The 13,817-nt window shown below is 68.7% G+C and carries 17 protein-coding genes; 14 read left to right on the top strand and 3 right to left on the bottom strand.

Annotated features, from left to right (window positions below; genetic code table 11):
* Positions 1-26: 26 nt before the first annotated feature.
* Positions 27-305, bottom strand: a complete 279-nt coding sequence (locus tag ACFY5B_RS05640) for a hypothetical protein (RefSeq protein WP_389965165.1) — start codon at positions 303-305, stop codon at positions 27-29.
* Positions 306-719: 414 nt separating this feature from the next.
* Here ACFY5B_RS05640 and ACFY5B_RS05635 point away from each other — a divergent pair, with 414 nt between their 5' ends.
* From ACFY5B_RS05635 to ACFY5B_RS05605, 7 genes are all read left to right on the top strand, one after another.
* Positions 720-3,068, top strand: coding sequence for an immune inhibitor A domain-containing protein (locus tag ACFY5B_RS05635; RefSeq protein ID WP_389964916.1), 2,349 nt, complete (start codon positions 720-722; stop codon positions 3,066-3,068).
* A gap of 122 nt (positions 3,069-3,190) precedes the next feature.
* Positions 3,191-3,532, top strand: a complete 342-nt coding sequence (locus ACFY5B_RS05630) for a hypothetical protein (RefSeq protein WP_389964913.1) — start codon at positions 3,191-3,193, stop codon at positions 3,530-3,532.
* A 97-nt stretch (positions 3,533-3,629) separates the two neighbouring features.
* On the top strand, positions 3,630-4,157 hold the full coding sequence (locus tag ACFY5B_RS05625) for an RNA polymerase sigma factor (protein ID WP_389964910.1): 528 nt from the start codon (positions 3,630-3,632) through the stop codon (positions 4,155-4,157).
* Positions 4,154-4,762 carry a hypothetical protein gene (locus ACFY5B_RS05620; protein ID WP_389964907.1) on the top strand — a complete coding sequence of 203 codons (609 nt, stop codon included), beginning with the start codon at positions 4,154-4,156 and terminating at the stop codon, positions 4,760-4,762. Before ACFY5B_RS05625 ends, ACFY5B_RS05620 begins: the two co-directional genes overlap by 4 nt.
* A 243-nt stretch (positions 4,763-5,005) precedes the next feature.
* Entirely contained in the window at positions 5,006-5,629 is a 624-nt protein-coding gene (locus ACFY5B_RS05615; RefSeq protein WP_389964904.1) for a hypothetical protein, read from the top strand.
* Positions 5,630-5,664: 35 nt separating this feature from the next.
* Positions 5,665-6,186 (top strand): hypothetical protein, encoded by a 522-nt coding sequence (locus ACFY5B_RS05610; protein ID WP_389964901.1) that lies wholly within the window; start codon positions 5,665-5,667, stop codon positions 6,184-6,186.
* Entirely contained in the window at positions 6,183-6,569 is a 387-nt protein-coding gene (locus ACFY5B_RS05605) for a hypothetical protein (protein WP_389964898.1), read from the top strand. The genes ACFY5B_RS05610 and ACFY5B_RS05605 overlap by 4 nt, the downstream gene beginning before the upstream one ends.
* A 90-nt stretch (positions 6,570-6,659) precedes the next feature.
* On the opposite strand, the gene ACFY5B_RS05600 is transcribed toward ACFY5B_RS05605, so the two are convergent.
* Both ACFY5B_RS05600 and ACFY5B_RS05595 read right to left on the bottom strand, forming a co-directional pair.
* Complete coding sequence (locus ACFY5B_RS05600; protein ID WP_389964895.1) at positions 6,660-7,247, bottom strand: nicotinamidase; 588 nt, start codon at positions 7,245-7,247, stop codon at positions 6,660-6,662.
* A gap of 115 nt (positions 7,248-7,362) precedes the next feature.
* A complete protein-coding gene (locus ACFY5B_RS05595; RefSeq protein ID WP_389964892.1) occupies positions 7,363-8,709 on the bottom strand; it encodes a nicotinate phosphoribosyltransferase in 1,347 nt (448 codons plus the stop codon).
* A gap of 107 nt (positions 8,710-8,816) precedes the next feature.
* On the opposite strand from ACFY5B_RS05595, the gene clpS reads away from it, so the two are divergent.
* The 7 genes from clpS to ACFY5B_RS05560 all read left to right on the top strand — a co-directional run bounded on the left by clpS (position 8,817) and on the right by ACFY5B_RS05560 (position 13,664).
* Positions 8,817-9,134: an ATP-dependent Clp protease adapter ClpS gene (gene clpS, locus ACFY5B_RS05590; protein WP_031102986.1), complete on the top strand. Its 318-nt coding sequence runs from the start codon at positions 8,817-8,819 to the stop codon at positions 9,132-9,134.
* A 32-nt stretch (positions 9,135-9,166) separates the two neighbouring features.
* Complete coding sequence (locus ACFY5B_RS05585; RefSeq protein WP_389964888.1) at positions 9,167-9,775, top strand: DUF2017 domain-containing protein; 609 nt, start codon at positions 9,167-9,169, stop codon at positions 9,773-9,775.
* A 364-nt stretch (positions 9,776-10,139) separates the two neighbouring features.
* Positions 10,140-11,564 carry an amino acid permease gene (locus ACFY5B_RS05580; protein ID WP_389964885.1) on the top strand — a complete coding sequence of 475 codons (1,425 nt, stop codon included), beginning with the start codon at positions 10,140-10,142 and terminating at the stop codon, positions 11,562-11,564.
* Between the two features lie 132 nt (positions 11,565-11,696).
* A complete protein-coding gene (locus ACFY5B_RS05575; RefSeq protein WP_031140077.1) occupies positions 11,697-12,119 on the top strand; it encodes a Mov34/MPN/PAD-1 family protein in 423 nt (140 codons plus the stop codon).
* 98 nt (positions 12,120-12,217) lie between these two features.
* Complete coding sequence (locus ACFY5B_RS05570; RefSeq protein WP_311688247.1) at positions 12,218-12,313, top strand: putative leader peptide; 96 nt, start codon at positions 12,218-12,220, stop codon at positions 12,311-12,313.
* A 115-nt stretch (positions 12,314-12,428) separates the two neighbouring features.
* Positions 12,429-12,707, top strand: a complete 279-nt coding sequence (locus ACFY5B_RS05565; RefSeq protein ID WP_352097959.1) for a MoaD/ThiS family protein — start codon at positions 12,429-12,431, stop codon at positions 12,705-12,707.
* Positions 12,708-12,713: 6 nt separating this feature from the next.
* A complete protein-coding gene (locus ACFY5B_RS05560) occupies positions 12,714-13,664 on the top strand; it encodes a PLP-dependent cysteine synthase family protein (protein ID WP_184558625.1) in 951 nt (316 codons plus the stop codon).
* The last annotated feature ends 153 nt before the right edge of the window (positions 13,665-13,817 follow it).

Genomic DNA, 13,817 nt, shown 5'->3' with positions numbered 1-13,817 from the left:
GGCGGTGAAGAAAGGTCAGCGGGCGGTCAGGAAGCCGCCCGTTCGCGCACCGGCTCGCGGGCCGGTGCCGGGACCGAGGCCCGGAGCGGTTCGGGGGGCGCGGGCTGTTCCACCGCGGCCGGGCGCTTGCCGGGCAGCGGCACCGTCATGGCGACCAGCAGCCCGAGGGCGAGCGCCGCGAGGGCGATGACCGCGATCCCCGCGCCCGAACTCGTCTGGGACAGCAGCAGCATGGCGAGGGTCGAGAAGATCACGGTGCACGAACCGTAGGCGAGCTGTGCGGCAGTCGGACGGGGCATGGCCATCATGTCCTCGAATGTGGGGTCCACGGGGTGTCGGCCCGGCAATCCGCCGGCTTGAGGGCGTTCCGCCGAACGACATTCTCTCGGGCAGGGTGCCCGACCGGAACCGGCGGTAAGCGTGACCTAATCAACAAGGGCGGTGCACAGGGGGCGCACGGAGTCATGACGTCCACGTAGTGGACATGCGCACGCGCCCGCAGGGGCCGCTGGGAAGGTCGCGGGACAACCGTTTGGTTGTCCGTAAAACGAACTTCGCCTCCGCATAATGCACTTGACCTGTCCAAGTCAAGGTCTGTCTTTTCTTCTAAACCTCTAGTCAAATGTCGTCACTTGACTACACGCGTTGATCACGCGCGCGCGGACTTCCACGACCGGGACCCCGCCTGCCGCGCGCACGAACGCGGGGGAGGATCTCAAGTGACCAGTAGAACCTGGACGTTCAGAGCGGCCGCCATAAGCGTGGCGCTCGCGGCGGCCACCGCCACCGCATCCACGTACGCGGTGGCCGACGACGCCTCGGCCCCCCGGTCCACCACCGTGGACCGGCACGACCCGGCGGATCGTCACCATGACGAGCACGACCTCGAAGGCCCGCTGAGCAAGACGCAGGACGCTCAGCGCCAGGAAGCCCTGAAGCAGGTCATATCCGGCAAGAGCAAGGTCAAGAACCGCGAGGGCTCGAAGGTCGTCCAGCTCAAGAGCAAGAAGGGCGACGCCAAGTACGTCGAGCTCGGCCGCGAGAAGACCGACAAGATCTTCACGATCCTGGTCGAGTTCGGGGACAAGGTCGACAGCCGCTTCGGCGGCACCGCGGGCCCGCTGCACAACGCGATACCCAAGCCCGACCGCAAGAAGGACAACTCCACGGCGTGGAAGGCCGACTACGACCAGGAGTACTTCCAGGACCTGTACTTCGGTCACGGCAAGGGCGTCGACTCGGTCAAGACCTACTACGAGAAGCAGTCCTCGGGCCGCTACTCCGTCGACGGCGAGGTCTCCGACTGGGTCAAGGTCCCCTACAACGAGGCCCGTTACGGCAACAACGCCTGCGGTGACACCAACTGCCCGAGCGTGTGGAACGTCGTCAGCGACGGTCTGAACTCCTGGGTCGCCCAGCAGAAGGCCGCAGGCCGCACCGACGCCCAGATCAAGGCGGACGTGGCCCGGTTCGACGAGTGGGACCGCTACGACTTCGACGGCGACGGCGACTTCAACGAGCCCGACGGCTACATCGACCACTTCCAGATCGTGCACGCCGGCGAGGACGAGTCCGCGGGCGGCGGCGCCCAGGGCACCGACGCGATCTGGGCCCACCGCTGGTACGCCTTCGGCACCGACGCCGGCGCCACCGGCCCCGCGAACAACAAGCTCGGCGGCGCGAAGATCGGCGACACCGGCATCTGGGTCGGCGACTACACCGTCCAGCCGGAGAACGGCGGACTCGGCGTCTACGCCCACGAGTACGGCCACGACCTCGGTCTGCCGGACCACTACGACACCTCGGGCGGCGAGAACTCCACCGGCTTCTGGACGCTGATGTCGTCCGGGTCCTGGCTCGGCACCGGCAAGAACGAGATCGGCGACCTGCCCGGCGACATGACCGCCTGGGACAAGCTGCAGCTCGGCTGGCTGAACTACGACAAGGCCAAGGCCGGCGTCAACTCCTGGCACAAGCTGGGCGTGGCGGAGTACAACACCAAGCACAAGCAGGCCCTGGTCGTCGACCTCCCCAAGAAGGCGGTCACCACCGAGCTCGTCACCCCCGCCGAGGGCAAGACCCAGTGGTGGAGCGGCAGCGGTGACAACCTCAAGAACACCCTGACGCGTTCGGTCGACCTGACCGGCAAGTCGAAGGCGCAGCTGACCCTCGACGGCTGGTACGAGATCGAGGCCAACTACGACTACCTCTACACCGAGGTCTCGACCGACGGCGGCGCCAACTGGACCGCCCTCGACGGCACGGTGGACGGCCAGCCGATCCCGCGCGACGGCAGCGACAAGCCGGTCCTGACCGGCACGGTCGACGGCTACAAGAAGCTTGCCTTCCCGCTCGACGCCTACGCCGGCAAGAAGATCGACCTGCGCTTCCGCTACCAGACCGACGGCGGCCTGGCGATGAAGGGCTTCGCGGCCGACTCGATCACGGTGACCGCCGACGGCGCCCCCGTCTTCACCGACAACGCCGAGACCGCGGACGAGGCGTGGAAGGCCACCGGCTTCTCCCGCATCGGCGCGTCCTTCACCAAGGACTACGCGCAGTACTACATCGCGGAGAACCGGCAGTACGTCTCGTACGACAAGACGCTGAAGGTCGGCCCGTACAACTTCGGCTTCACGGCGCGCCCGGACTGGGTGGAGCACTACGCGTACCAGAACGGCCTGCTGATCTGGAAGTGGGACACCTCCCAGGCGGACAACAACACCAGCAAGCACCAGGGCACCGGTCTGGTCCTGCCGATCGACTCGCACCCGGACCAGCTGAAGTGGGCCGACGGCACGCTCATGCGCAACCGCATCCAGGCCTACGACTCGCCGTTCAGCCTCTACCGCACCGACGGCATGACGCTGCACAAGGCGGACGTGGCGAAGTACATCCCGGGCTCGAAGGGCGTCTCGGTCTTCAACGACCGGAAGAACGACTATTACGACGAGTCGAACCCGACCGCGGGTGTCAAGATCACTGACACCAACACGAAGATCAAGATCCTCAAGGAAGCCAAGGACGGCTCGACGATCGAGCTGGAGGTCGGCGCCGCGGGTAGGTAATCCGCATCCTTGCAGGTCAAAGCATGATCGGCGGTGACCCACTGGCGGGTCACCGCCGATCCGTGTTTAGGTGCGTCCTGTGGCTCTCTTATTGACACCGACCGACACGGGGGGATGAGCGCATGGCCGCAGGAGGCTTCTGCAAGCTGCCGAACGGCACGGTGGTGGTGGCGCTGAACCTGCCCAGCCCCGCCGCCGCCGGCCCCGGCGCCGTCCGTGTCCTCGTCCACTCCGTGAACCGTGCCCGGGCCCTGACCAGGCTCCGCAACCTCGGTCTGCGGTCGGTCTACCTGCGCGGCAACGCCGCCCCGCCTACGCCGGACGAAATCACTGCGGTCCTGCACCACCCCGATGGCCTCGTCTGGCGCAGGGCCCCAGGAAGCGAGATCCGCGGCACCGAGCTCGCCCAAGAGCTCTGGCACCCGATACGGACCCTGGTCCGCCAGCCCGCCACCCCGGCTTGATCCGCGCCACCTGCCGGCCCGGCGCACACGGAAAGCATTCACGGGTACCGAACGTTTCGGGTCCCTCCAGCGTCTCAGTGGTGATGGTGTCGTTGAGATGGCTTGGGGGACCGTGCCGGTGGAGGACGAAGACTTGCTCAGCTCCGCTCAGGTGCGCCGTGTGACGGCGGTCCTGGCGCTGGGCGGCGTGCCGCGGGAGGACCGCGCCGACGGGGTCCAGCAGGTGCGGCTCCGGCTGGTCGAGCGGCTGGCCAGGGGTGCCGAGGCGCCACGGGACCTGGCCGCCTGGGCGGTCGTGGTCGCCTCGAACTACGCAGTCGACTGGCACCGCAGCCGCAACCGACAGGAACTGGTGGGCGAGCGGCTGCGCAGCATGGGCGAGTGGCGCCGGACGGTGCCGGGCCCGGAGGCGGAGATACTCACCCTGGCCGTCGCCGAGGGCCTGGACGCGCTGCCCGCGCTCCAGCGGCAGGTGCTCATCCTGCGGTACTACGCCGACCTGACCGTGCCGCAGATGGCGGAGGTCCTGGCGGTACCCGTGGGTACCGTCAAGAGCCGCCTGCACGCGGCCGGCCGGGCGATGAAGGCACATCTGCGGAGCGAGGCGGCGGTGGAGGCGCGATGAACGACGACTGGAGCGACAAGCACACCGAGGACCTCGTGGCGGATCGCCTGAAGTTCATCGGGGTGCTCCTGGAAGAGGACGCGGAGACGACGGCGAGGGCGGAGGAGTCCGCGACGGCGGACACCGGTCCCCCCCGGGAGGCTGGGGCGGTGGGCGCCCGGCGGCGGTCCGGGCGGATGACAGCGGGCGTTCTCGGCCTCGCGGCGGTCGTGACCGGAGTGGTCTCGGCCGCGCTGTGGGCGCCCTGGTCGCCGGATGAGGAGGCGGAGTCGAAGCCCGACCAGTCGGGGATCGTGGCCTGCGCGAAGCTCGTCGTGGAAGGCACGGTGGCGGGCACCGACGTCGCCGGGCCCGGCAAGGTCGGCGTCCGGCTGGACGTCGAGCGGTATGTGAAGCCCGGCAAGGGACCCGACGAAGTGCGGTTCGTGGTGCCGCGGGCGGACGGCGCGGCCTACCAGACCGGCTCCCGCGTGCTGGTGGCCGTCTCGCGCTTCGACGACGAGGTGCCTTTGCTGTTCACCGGAAGCGATATCGCACCCACCGAAGAATGGATGACGGCGGAGGCGAACAGGGCGGACGCGCCCGCCTGCCCGGGGCGCGGATAGCGATTTTGGTTCTCCTCCCGCGACTTCTTCCTTGTTGATCACATGCCTGTTAGTCTGACTGCCGATCAGAGGGGAACAGGTGTTCCCCTCTTGGGGTTGTCGGGGGATCGCTAAATGAAAACAGGCTATTTCGTGCGCGCCGCCATAGCTGCGGCGGCCGGTGCCATGGTCGGAATAATCGCCACCTCGTCGGGATCGGCGCAAGGTGTGTCGGCCCATCGGGATGCGCATCCGGAACGCATTGTGCACGCTCGTGAGGACTTCTCCTTCGCCACCGTCAACGCCCTGGTGGGCACCTCTCCGGTCATGATCCGGGGCACGGTGCTGAGCACCGCTCCGGGGCGGACGGTCGGCACCGCCGAGACCGGTGGCACCGATCAGGCGCGCAATGTGACGCTCCGCGTCGACGCCGTTCTGAAGAGGGGCGGGGCCGACATCGGCGCCACGCTCACGCTGGAGGAGTGGGGCTGGGACGGTTCCGGCAACGGCTACCAGATCGAGAACCTGACCTGGAGCCAGGTGGGCGAGACCGGCTACTACTTCCTGAAGCGGGATGCCGTCACCACGAAATGGCGCTACGTGAGCACCCAGGGCCGGGTGCTGAACAAGGACGGGATCGTCCGCTCTTCGGCCGACCCGAAGGGTCCGCTGTTCCCGCTCATCGACGGGCGGACCAACACCGACTTCTACGCCGAACTCAAGCGCCTGCTCGACCCGGCGAACGCGAACCAGCTGACGGTCCTGCCGCAGCCCGTACCGGCGGTCGGCGATGAGCAGAACGACGTCCCGGACAGCCCCGTGGAGCCGGAGCCCGACGGATCGACGGACGACGGCTCCGAGCCGACGCCTTACCCCTCGTCCACCTGAGTCCGGCCACCTCCCGAAGGAACGAGGAGAACATCGTGCACACCTCTCGCAGGTCCATGGCCGTACTCGCGTCGGCTGCGGCCCTGGTGCTCAGCACACCGTTCACCGCGGTCGCCGACCACGACGACAACGGCACCGACCCCGACAACCGCAGCCAGGCGGTCAAGGGCTACGACCTGAGCACCAACGGCACCAGGGCGATGAACCACGGCAAGAGCCAGCTGGAGCGCAGCGTTATCACCACGTCCTGGGGCGACAGCGACATCCACGTCTACGACAACAACTACGGCGACACCGGCTGGCACGGCCGGACCGACTGCATCGACTGGACGCCGTTCGCGACGTCCTGTGACGTCATCCGGGTGCGTTTCAACACCTACCAGTACAAGACCGCTGCCCAGTGGCGCAGCCTCGGCTGCCATGAATTCGGGCACACCGGTGACCTCGGCCACCGCAGCAGGAGCAATGACACGGACAACAATTCCTGCATGCGAGTGGAGATCTGGCCCCAGAACTATGACCAGCACGACCTCAATGCGATCAAGGCAGGGACGTGATGGGCAGAGCGTGGCGAATCACCAGCTATGTCGCGGCGGCGGTGATTGCTTTTGTCGCAGTGCTCGTACTGCGGTCGGGTGAAAGTGGTCCCGACATCGAATCGTTCCGTCATGCCGAGGAGCGGCCGAAATTCTGCGAGGAAGCCGAGCCGCTTGATCTGTCGAAGTCCGAGGAATTGTCGGCGCACCGCCGTACTCACCTCATGGAAGAACTGCGTGAGCTGGCCCCGGACGACATCGCGGGCGAGTTCGACCGGCTGATCGCGTGGTACGAGCACCCGGGCGGGGCGGAACGGGACAGGTTCAAGCAGGCCGGTGTCCGGGTCGGTGAGTTCATCGAGCGGAGCTGCGACGGGATCAACATCGGCGGTATCAGGACCTGACCGGGTCCTGGACGGGCCGGGCACCGGCCCGTCCATCGGTCTCAGCGCGCCCACCCGCGCCGGACTCCGTGAGCCGGCGCGACGAGGTGGTCAGACCACAGGCTTCCCCGACAGCTCCACGCCCGCTGCCCGCAGCTCCTCCAGGGCCCGTTCCGTGGTCTCCTCGGCCACTCCCGCGGTGAGGTCCAGCAGGACCTGGGTGCGGAAGCCCTCGCGGGCCGCGTCCAGAGCGGTGGCCTTGACGCAGTGATCGGTCGCGATGCCGACCACGTCGACCTCGGTGACCTGGCGGGAGCGCAGCCAGTCGGCGAGCGGCGTGCCGTTCTCGTCGGCGCCCTCGAAACCGCTGTACGCCGCCGAGTACGCCCCCTTGTCGAACACCGCGTCGATCGAGCCGGAGGCGACCGCGGGGGCGAAATTCGGATGGAAGCCGACGCCCTCCGTGCCGGCGACGCAGTGCGCGGGCCAGGAGCGGGCGTAGTCCGGGTTCGTGGAGAAGTGGCCGCCGGGGGCGATGTGGTGGTCGCGGGTGGCCACGACGTGCTGGTAGCCGGACCCGGCCGCCTGCCCGATCAGCTCCGTGACGGCGGCGGCCACGTCGGCACCGCCGGACACCGCGAGGCTGCCCCCCTCACAGAAGTCGTTCTGCACATCGACGACGATCAAGGCGCGGCGCATGGTCGGTGTCCTTCGGCTATGAGGTCGGCAAGCCCGGCCGGTGAACCACCGAGCCTATTGACAGAGGGGAGCGGACGGGAGGGGTCGCGGGTCGGCGCGCAACGGCACACCGCAATTAGCTACCCGAGCTCTCGTGCAGGTACTCCGTGGGAAGGACGGGCTCCCCGCGCGAGAGCTGCGTGGCCGACATCGGGAGACCCGCGCGCGCCCTCGTGTGCCGCTCGCGCGCCGCGTCCAGGGGCTCACGCGCCACCACCTCGCCGCCCTTGACCAGCTCGACCAGCAGCTGCCGGTCCGCGAGCTCGGCCGGCACCCGCCCGGTGCCGATCACCTCGGCCTCGGCCACCCCGTAGGAGTCCAGCCGCCGCGCCGCCCACTTGCGTCCGCCGACCGACGTCTTGCCGCCGCTGGACTTCTTCGCCACGGCCACCAGCGGTGCCTTCGGGCCGGTGGACTCGGCCCGTGCGACCAGTTTGTAGACCATCGAGGAGGTGGGGTGGCCGGAGCCGGTCACCAGCTGCGTCCCGACGCCGTACGCGTCCACCGGCGCCGCCGCCAGCGAGGCGATCGCGTACTCGTCCAGGTCGGAGGTCACCACGATCTTCGTGTCCCTCGCGCCCAGCTCGTCCAGCTGCTGGCGCACCCGGTGCGCCACCAGCAGCAGGTCGCCGGAGTCGATCCGCACCGCGCCCAGCTCGGTCCCGGCGACCTCGACGGCCGTGCGGACCGCCTCGGCGACGTCGTAGGTGTCCACCAGCAGGGTGGTGCCCCGGCCCAGGGTGTCGACCTGGGCCTGGAAGGCGTCCCGCTCGCTGTCGTGCAGCAGGGTGAAGGCGTGCGCGGAGGTGCCGACGGTCGGGATGCCGTACCGGAAGCCGGCGGCCAGGTCGGAGGTGGTGGCGAAACCGCCGACGTACGCGGCCCGGGAGGCCGCCACCGCCGCCAGCTCGTGGGTACGCCGGGCGCCCATCTCGATCAGGGGCCGGTCGCCCGCCGCCGCCGCCATGCGCGAGGCGGCCGCGGCGATGGCCGAGTCGTGGTTGAGGATCGACAGGATCACGGTCTCCAGCAGCACGCACTCGGCGAAGGTGCCCTCGACCCGCATGATCGGCGAGCCGGGGAAGTACACCTCGCCCTCGGGGTAGCCCCAGATGTCGCCGCTGAACCGGTAGCCGGAGAGCCACTGCAGGGTCTCCTCGTCGACGATCCCCCGCTCGCGCAGGAAGTTCAGCACGGCCGTGTCGAAACGGAAGTTCTCCACCGCGTCCAGCACCCGCCCGGTGCCGCCCACGACGCCGTAGCGGCGACCGTTCGGCAGCCGCCGGGTGAAGACCTCGAACACGCTCCGCCGTTCGGCCGTGCCCGAGGCGAGGGCGGCCCGCAGCATCGTCAGCTCGTACTGGTCCGTGAAGAGAGCCGTCGAGGGAACGTCCACCGGCAGCCCAAGGTCCGCTGTGTTCATGGAAAGGAGCGTACCCCCATTTCGTCAATCTGACGATTGCAGTTCCGGGAGACGCGATCCCCTTACGGCCAGGCCCGTTTGTGCGACCACCCCCCTCGGGTGGCAGCATGGGCAGTGTGACGTCACCCGCGCCCCTGGAGATCGAACGCACCGAGTCGGCGGAGGAGGTCTTCGCCGTACCCGAGCCGGACGTCCCGTGGGTCACGATCGTCCACAACGACCCGGTCAACCTCATGAGCTACGTGACGTACGTCTTCCAGTCGTACTTCGGCTACTCCAAGGACAAGGCCACCAAGCTCATGCTCGACGTCCACCACAAGGGCCGGGCGGTCGTCTCCAGCGGCAGCCGCGAGGAGATGGAACGCGACGTGCAGGCCATGCACGGCTACGGCCTGTGGGCCACCCTCCAGCAGGACCGCAAGTAGCCAGCTCCCCGCCCAGCAGCGAAAAGGCGTTCATGCCCGGAACCTTCGAACCGCTCCCCGGCGGCGGCGCGGCCGTCGCCCTCGACGACGTCGAGATCTCCATCATCCGGTCGCTGGCCGTCCAGCTCCTGGAGCTCATCGGCCCCGGCCCCGCCGCGGACGCCCCCGACGACCCGCTCGCCGAGCTGTTCGCCGAGGGCCCGAGCGAGCCGCCCACCGACCCGGTGCTCAGGCGGCTGTTCCCGGACGCCTACAGCGACCCCGAGCAGCCCGCCTCGCCCCGGGACGCCGAGGAGCAGCGGGCGCACTCGGCGGAGTTCCGGCGGTACACCGAGAACGACCTGCGGGCCGGCAAGCGGGACAGCGCCCTCGCGGTGATCCGCTCCCTCGACGAGCTCTCCGCGGCCTCCGCCGGCGAGGGCGGCGCGGTGCTGAAGCTGTCGCCGGCCGAGTCCCAGCAGTGGCTGGGGGCCCTGAACGACCTGCGGCTCGCGATCGGCTCGCGGCTGGAGATCACCGACGACGAGGACACCGACCTCCTCTACCGCCTCCCGGACGACGACCCGCGCAAGCCGATGGTGATGGCCTACCTGTGGCTCGGTGGACTCCAGGAGACGCTGGTCGGAACCCTTATGCCCTGATCGGTGCAGATTTCGTGACCGCTGAGTGACCGAACGGTGTTCGCTCAGAGGACACTCAAATCCGGATAACGATCCCGTCACCGCACCCGCCGCCTATGGCCTCTTCGGGTGCGTTTTGTCTGCTTTTCCCTGTGCCGTGCGCCACATCGCGCCGCTGTGATCAGTGTTTCCAGCGTGATAAATCTTCACGACCGCCCGGCAGAACACCACCCGAATGTTCGGCCGGGTGCGCCACCGAGCCGGCAACCGCCGGCCAGGCACGAGCAGGCTTCCGGGCCCGCTCAGCTCCATCATTCCGGGGGGATCGAAACCCGATCCGAGGCCGACGAGGGCCCGGGTCGGCATGGAGAAAGGCGCACCACACATGACCTCTGCGCAGGTCGACACGGAGAAAGCACCTGAAGAGGGCTACGAGCGCGGACTCGGCAGCCGTCAGGTCCAGATGATCGCGATCGGCGGCGCCATCGGCGTCGGTCTGTTCATGGGCGCCGGGGCGAACATCGCCAAGGCCGGGCCCAGCATCATCCTCATGTACGCCCTCGCGGGCGTGATCATCTTCTTCATCATGCGAGCGCTGGGCGAGCTGCTGCTCTACCGTCCGGTCTCCGGCTCCTTCGCCGAGTACGCGCGCGAGTTCCTCGGCCCGTTCTTCGGGTTCGTCACGGGCTGGACGTACTGGCTCATGTGGGTGGTCACCGGCATGGCCGAACTGACGGCCGCCGCGATCTACATCCACTTCTGGTTCCCGGAGATCCCCCAGTGGGTCAGCGCCCTGGTGTTCCTGGTGGTGCTCTTCGGCGTCAACCTGATCTCCGTCAAGATCTTCGGCGAGGTCGAGTTCTGGTTCTCGATGATCAAGGTCACGGCCATCATCGGCATGATCGTCATCGGCCTCGGCGTGCTCACCCTCGGCTTCTCCGACGCCGGTGACACCGCCACCGTCTCCAACCTCTGGGCGCACGACGGCTTCTTCCCGAACGGCATCGGCTCCAGCCTGATGACCCTCCAGGGCGTCATGTTCGCCTACCTCGCCGTCGAGCTCGTCGGCGTCACCGCGGGCGAGTCCGAGAACCCCGAGAAGACCCTGCCCAAGGCCATCAACACCCTGCCCTGGCGCATCATCGTCTTCTACGTCGGCGCGCTGCTGGTGATCCTCTCCGTCGTCAAGTGGACCGAGTTCTCCGCCGGTGAAAGCCCCTTCGTGCACGCCTTCGGCAAGATCGGCATTCCGCTCGCCGCGGGCATCGTCAACTTCGTGGTGCTCACCGCGGCCCTGTCGTCCTGCAACTCGGGCATGTACTCCACCGGCCGCATGCTCCGCGACCTGGCCGCCAACAGCGAGGCCCCGCAGGCGTTCGGCAAGCTCAACGCCCGCAAGACGCCCGCCGTCGGCATCACCGTCTCCGTGGCGCTCATGGGCATCGGCGTCGTCCTGAACTACGTCGTCCCGGAGAAGGCGTTCCTCTACGTCACCTCCGTCGCCACCGCGGCCGGCATCTGGACCTGGATGATGATCCTCGTCAGCCACATCCGCTACCGCTCCGCGGTCGACGCGGGCCGGCTGCGCGCCTCGTCCTTCCCCGCCCCCGGCGGCGCCCTCTTCAGCTGGGTCGCGCTCCTCTTCCTCATCGGCGTGACCTGCATGATCGCGTACGACAAGGACGCCCGGGTCTGCCTGTACGTCGCCGCCGGCTGGGCCGTCGCCCTCGGCATCGGCTGGGCGTTCCTCAAGCGCCGCAACCCGCAGCTCACCGAGCGCCGTGACCCGGAGTTCGAACAGGTCGGCTGACCAACCCGCGGGACGCCCGCCGCAGGGAGTACTCGTGGCACTCCCTGCGGCCGCCGCTCAGGGCGTCCGGCATATGGGCCGTTCCGTACCAACCCTCGGTACGGAACGGCCCTTCTGCTTATCCTGGCGAGCATGCTGACCATCACCCAGGCCCTCGTCGACCAGATCGTCGCCCACGCGCGCAAGGACCACCCCGACGAGGCGTGCGGCGTCGTCGCCGGCCCGGCGGGCTCGGACCGCCCCGAGCGCTTCATCCCCATGCTGAACGCGGCCATGTCGCCCACGTTCTACGAGTTCGACTCCGGCGACCTGCTCAAGCTGTACCGGGAGATGGACGACCGCGACGAGGAGCCGGTGGTCATCTACCACTCCCACACCGCCACCGAGGCCTACCCCTCGCGCACCGACATCTCCTACGCCAACGAGCCCGGCGCGCACTACGTCCTCGTCTCCACCGCCGACACCGACGGCGCCGGCGAGTTCCAGTTCCGCTCCTTCCGCATCGTCGAGGGCGAGGTCACGGAGGAAGAGGTCCAGGTCGTCGAGGCCTACTGAGGACGCCTGAACAGGGCGGTCTCACTGTCCGGCCCGAAAACGTCCGCAATGTGGGATCACATTCCAGGACCCGGACCGGGAATCGATACGATGAGCCCATGGTTTTCCACGACGTGAGCGAAAAGACGCCGGGCGATCTGCTCGTGGCGCGGCTGCACGTCGACCTGTGCAGGCTCGCCAGCGCCATCTGTTGACGCCGGTCCCTGCCGCCGTACGGCCGTGAGCCGCGGCGCTGCACACACGCACCACCTGCTGTTCCTGCGCTGCCGCGCGCCCCGACTGACTACTCCCGACAGGAGCCCTGAAGCCATGGCCATCGAGGTCCGCATCCCGACCATCCTCCGCACCTACACCGACGGTCAGAAGGCGGTGGAGGGCAAGGGAGACACCCTCGCCGAGCTCTTCACCGACCTCGAGACCCGGCACGCCGGCATCCGGGCCCGCATCGTCGACGGCGACCAGCTGCGCCGCTTCGTCAACGTCTACCTGAACGACGAGGACGTCCGCTTCCTCGACGGCATCAACACCAAGCTGTCGGACGGCGACAACGTCACGATCCTGCCGGCCGTGGCCGGCGGCATGGTCTGATCAACCATGCGCTACGACTCCCCCCTGGCCGCGGTCGGCAACACCCCCCTGGTGCGCCTGCCGCGGCTGTCGCCGTCCGCCGACGTCCGTATCTGGGCGAAGCTGGAGGACCGCAACCCGACGGGGTCGGTCAAGGACCGCCCAGCCCTGCACATGATCGAGCAGGCGGAGAAGGACGGCCGCCTGACCCCGGGCTGCACCATCCTCGAACCGACGTCGGGCAACACCGGCATCTCCCTGGCCATGGCGGCGAAGCTCAAGGGTTACCGCATCGTCTGCGTGATGCCGGAGAACACCTCGCAGGAACGCCGGGACCTGCTGGGCATGTGGGGCGCGGAGATCATCTCCTCCCCGGCGGCGGGCGGCTCCAACACCGCCGTGCGCGTCGCCAAGGAGCTCTCGGCCGAGCACCCCGACTGGGTGATGCTCTACCAGTACGGCAACCCCGACAACGCCGGCGCCCACTACGCCACGACCGGCCCCGAGATCCTCGCCGACCTGCCGTCCGTCACCCACTTCGTGGCCGGCCTCGGCACCACCGGCACCCTCATGGGCGTGGGCCGCTTCCTGCGCGAGCACAAGCCGGACGTCCAGATCGTCGCCGCCGAACCGCGCTACGACGACCTGGTCTACGGCCTGCGCAACCTCGACGAGGGCTTCGTCCCCGAGCTGTACGACGCGTCCGTCCTCACCAGCCGCTTCTCGGTCGGCTCCGCGGACGCGGTCACCCGCACCCGCGAGCTGCTCCAGCAGGAGGGCATCTTCGCCGGCGTCTCCACGGGCGCCGCGCTGCACGCCGCGATCGGCGTCGGCAAGAAGGCCGTCAAGGCCGGAGAGCCGGCCGACATCGTCTTCGTCGTCGCCGACGGCGGCTGGAAGTACCTCTCGACCGGCGTCTACACGGCGGCCACGACCGAGGAAGCCATCGACACCCTCCAGGGCCAGCTCTGGGCGTAGCCGACGGCGAGCACCACCGACACGAAGGGCTGGAGTCCACGACTCCAGCCCTTTTCCGGTGCCTCTTCCCCCGGCGCCTTCCCCGGTGCCGCTCTTCCCGTCGCTTGGCCCGGGTGAGCCCGCCGGGTACCGCTTTCCCGGACCAGCCCGCCG

This window comes from Streptomyces sp. NPDC013187 (assembly GCF_042899705.1).
Classification (GTDB): Bacteria; Actinomycetota; Actinomycetes; order Streptomycetales; family Streptomycetaceae; genus Streptomyces; species Streptomyces hawaiiensis_A.
The sequence above is the reverse complement of the archived record's forward strand: the minus strand, read 5'-3'. Positions and strand labels throughout refer to the sequence as shown.

Excerpts from the sequence above, each read along its gene's own strand:
- ACFY5B_RS05620 (WP_389964907.1), top strand. The coding sequence starts at position 4,154 with ATGAACGACGACTGGAGCGACAAGCACACCGAGGACCTCGTGGCGGAT.
- ACFY5B_RS05625 (WP_389964910.1), top strand. The coding sequence starts at position 3,630 with ATGGCTTGGGGGACCGTGCCGGTGGAGGACGAAGACTTGCTCAGCTCC.
- ACFY5B_RS05595 (WP_389964892.1), bottom strand. The coding sequence starts at position 8,709 with ATGAACACAGCGGACCTTGGGCTGCCGGTGGACGTTCCCTCGACGGCT.
- ACFY5B_RS05575 (WP_031140077.1), top strand. The coding sequence starts at position 11,697 with ATGCTGACCATCACCCAGGCCCTCGTCGACCAGATCGTCGCCCACGCG.
- ACFY5B_RS05600 (WP_389964895.1), bottom strand. The coding sequence starts at position 7,247 with ATGCGCCGCGCCTTGATCGTCGTCGATGTGCAGAACGACTTCTGTGAG.
- ACFY5B_RS05630 (WP_389964913.1), top strand. The coding sequence starts at position 3,191 with ATGGCCGCAGGAGGCTTCTGCAAGCTGCCGAACGGCACGGTGGTGGTG.
- ACFY5B_RS05570 (WP_311688247.1), top strand. The coding sequence starts at position 12,218 with ATGGTTTTCCACGACGTGAGCGAAAAGACGCCGGGCGATCTGCTCGTG.
- ACFY5B_RS05580 (WP_389964885.1), top strand. The coding sequence starts at position 10,140 with ATGACCTCTGCGCAGGTCGACACGGAGAAAGCACCTGAAGAGGGCTAC.
- ACFY5B_RS05560 (WP_184558625.1), top strand. The coding sequence starts at position 12,714 with ATGCGCTACGACTCCCCCCTGGCCGCGGTCGGCAACACCCCCCTGGTG.
- ACFY5B_RS05640 (WP_389965165.1), bottom strand. The coding sequence starts at position 305 with ATGGCCATGCCCCGTCCGACTGCCGCACAGCTCGCCTACGGTTCGTGC.
- ACFY5B_RS05565 (WP_352097959.1), top strand. The coding sequence starts at position 12,429 with ATGGCCATCGAGGTCCGCATCCCGACCATCCTCCGCACCTACACCGAC.
- ACFY5B_RS05585 (WP_389964888.1), top strand. The coding sequence starts at position 9,167 with ATGCCCGGAACCTTCGAACCGCTCCCCGGCGGCGGCGCGGCCGTCGCC.
- clpS (WP_031102986.1), top strand. The coding sequence starts at position 8,817 with ATGGGCAGTGTGACGTCACCCGCGCCCCTGGAGATCGAACGCACCGAG.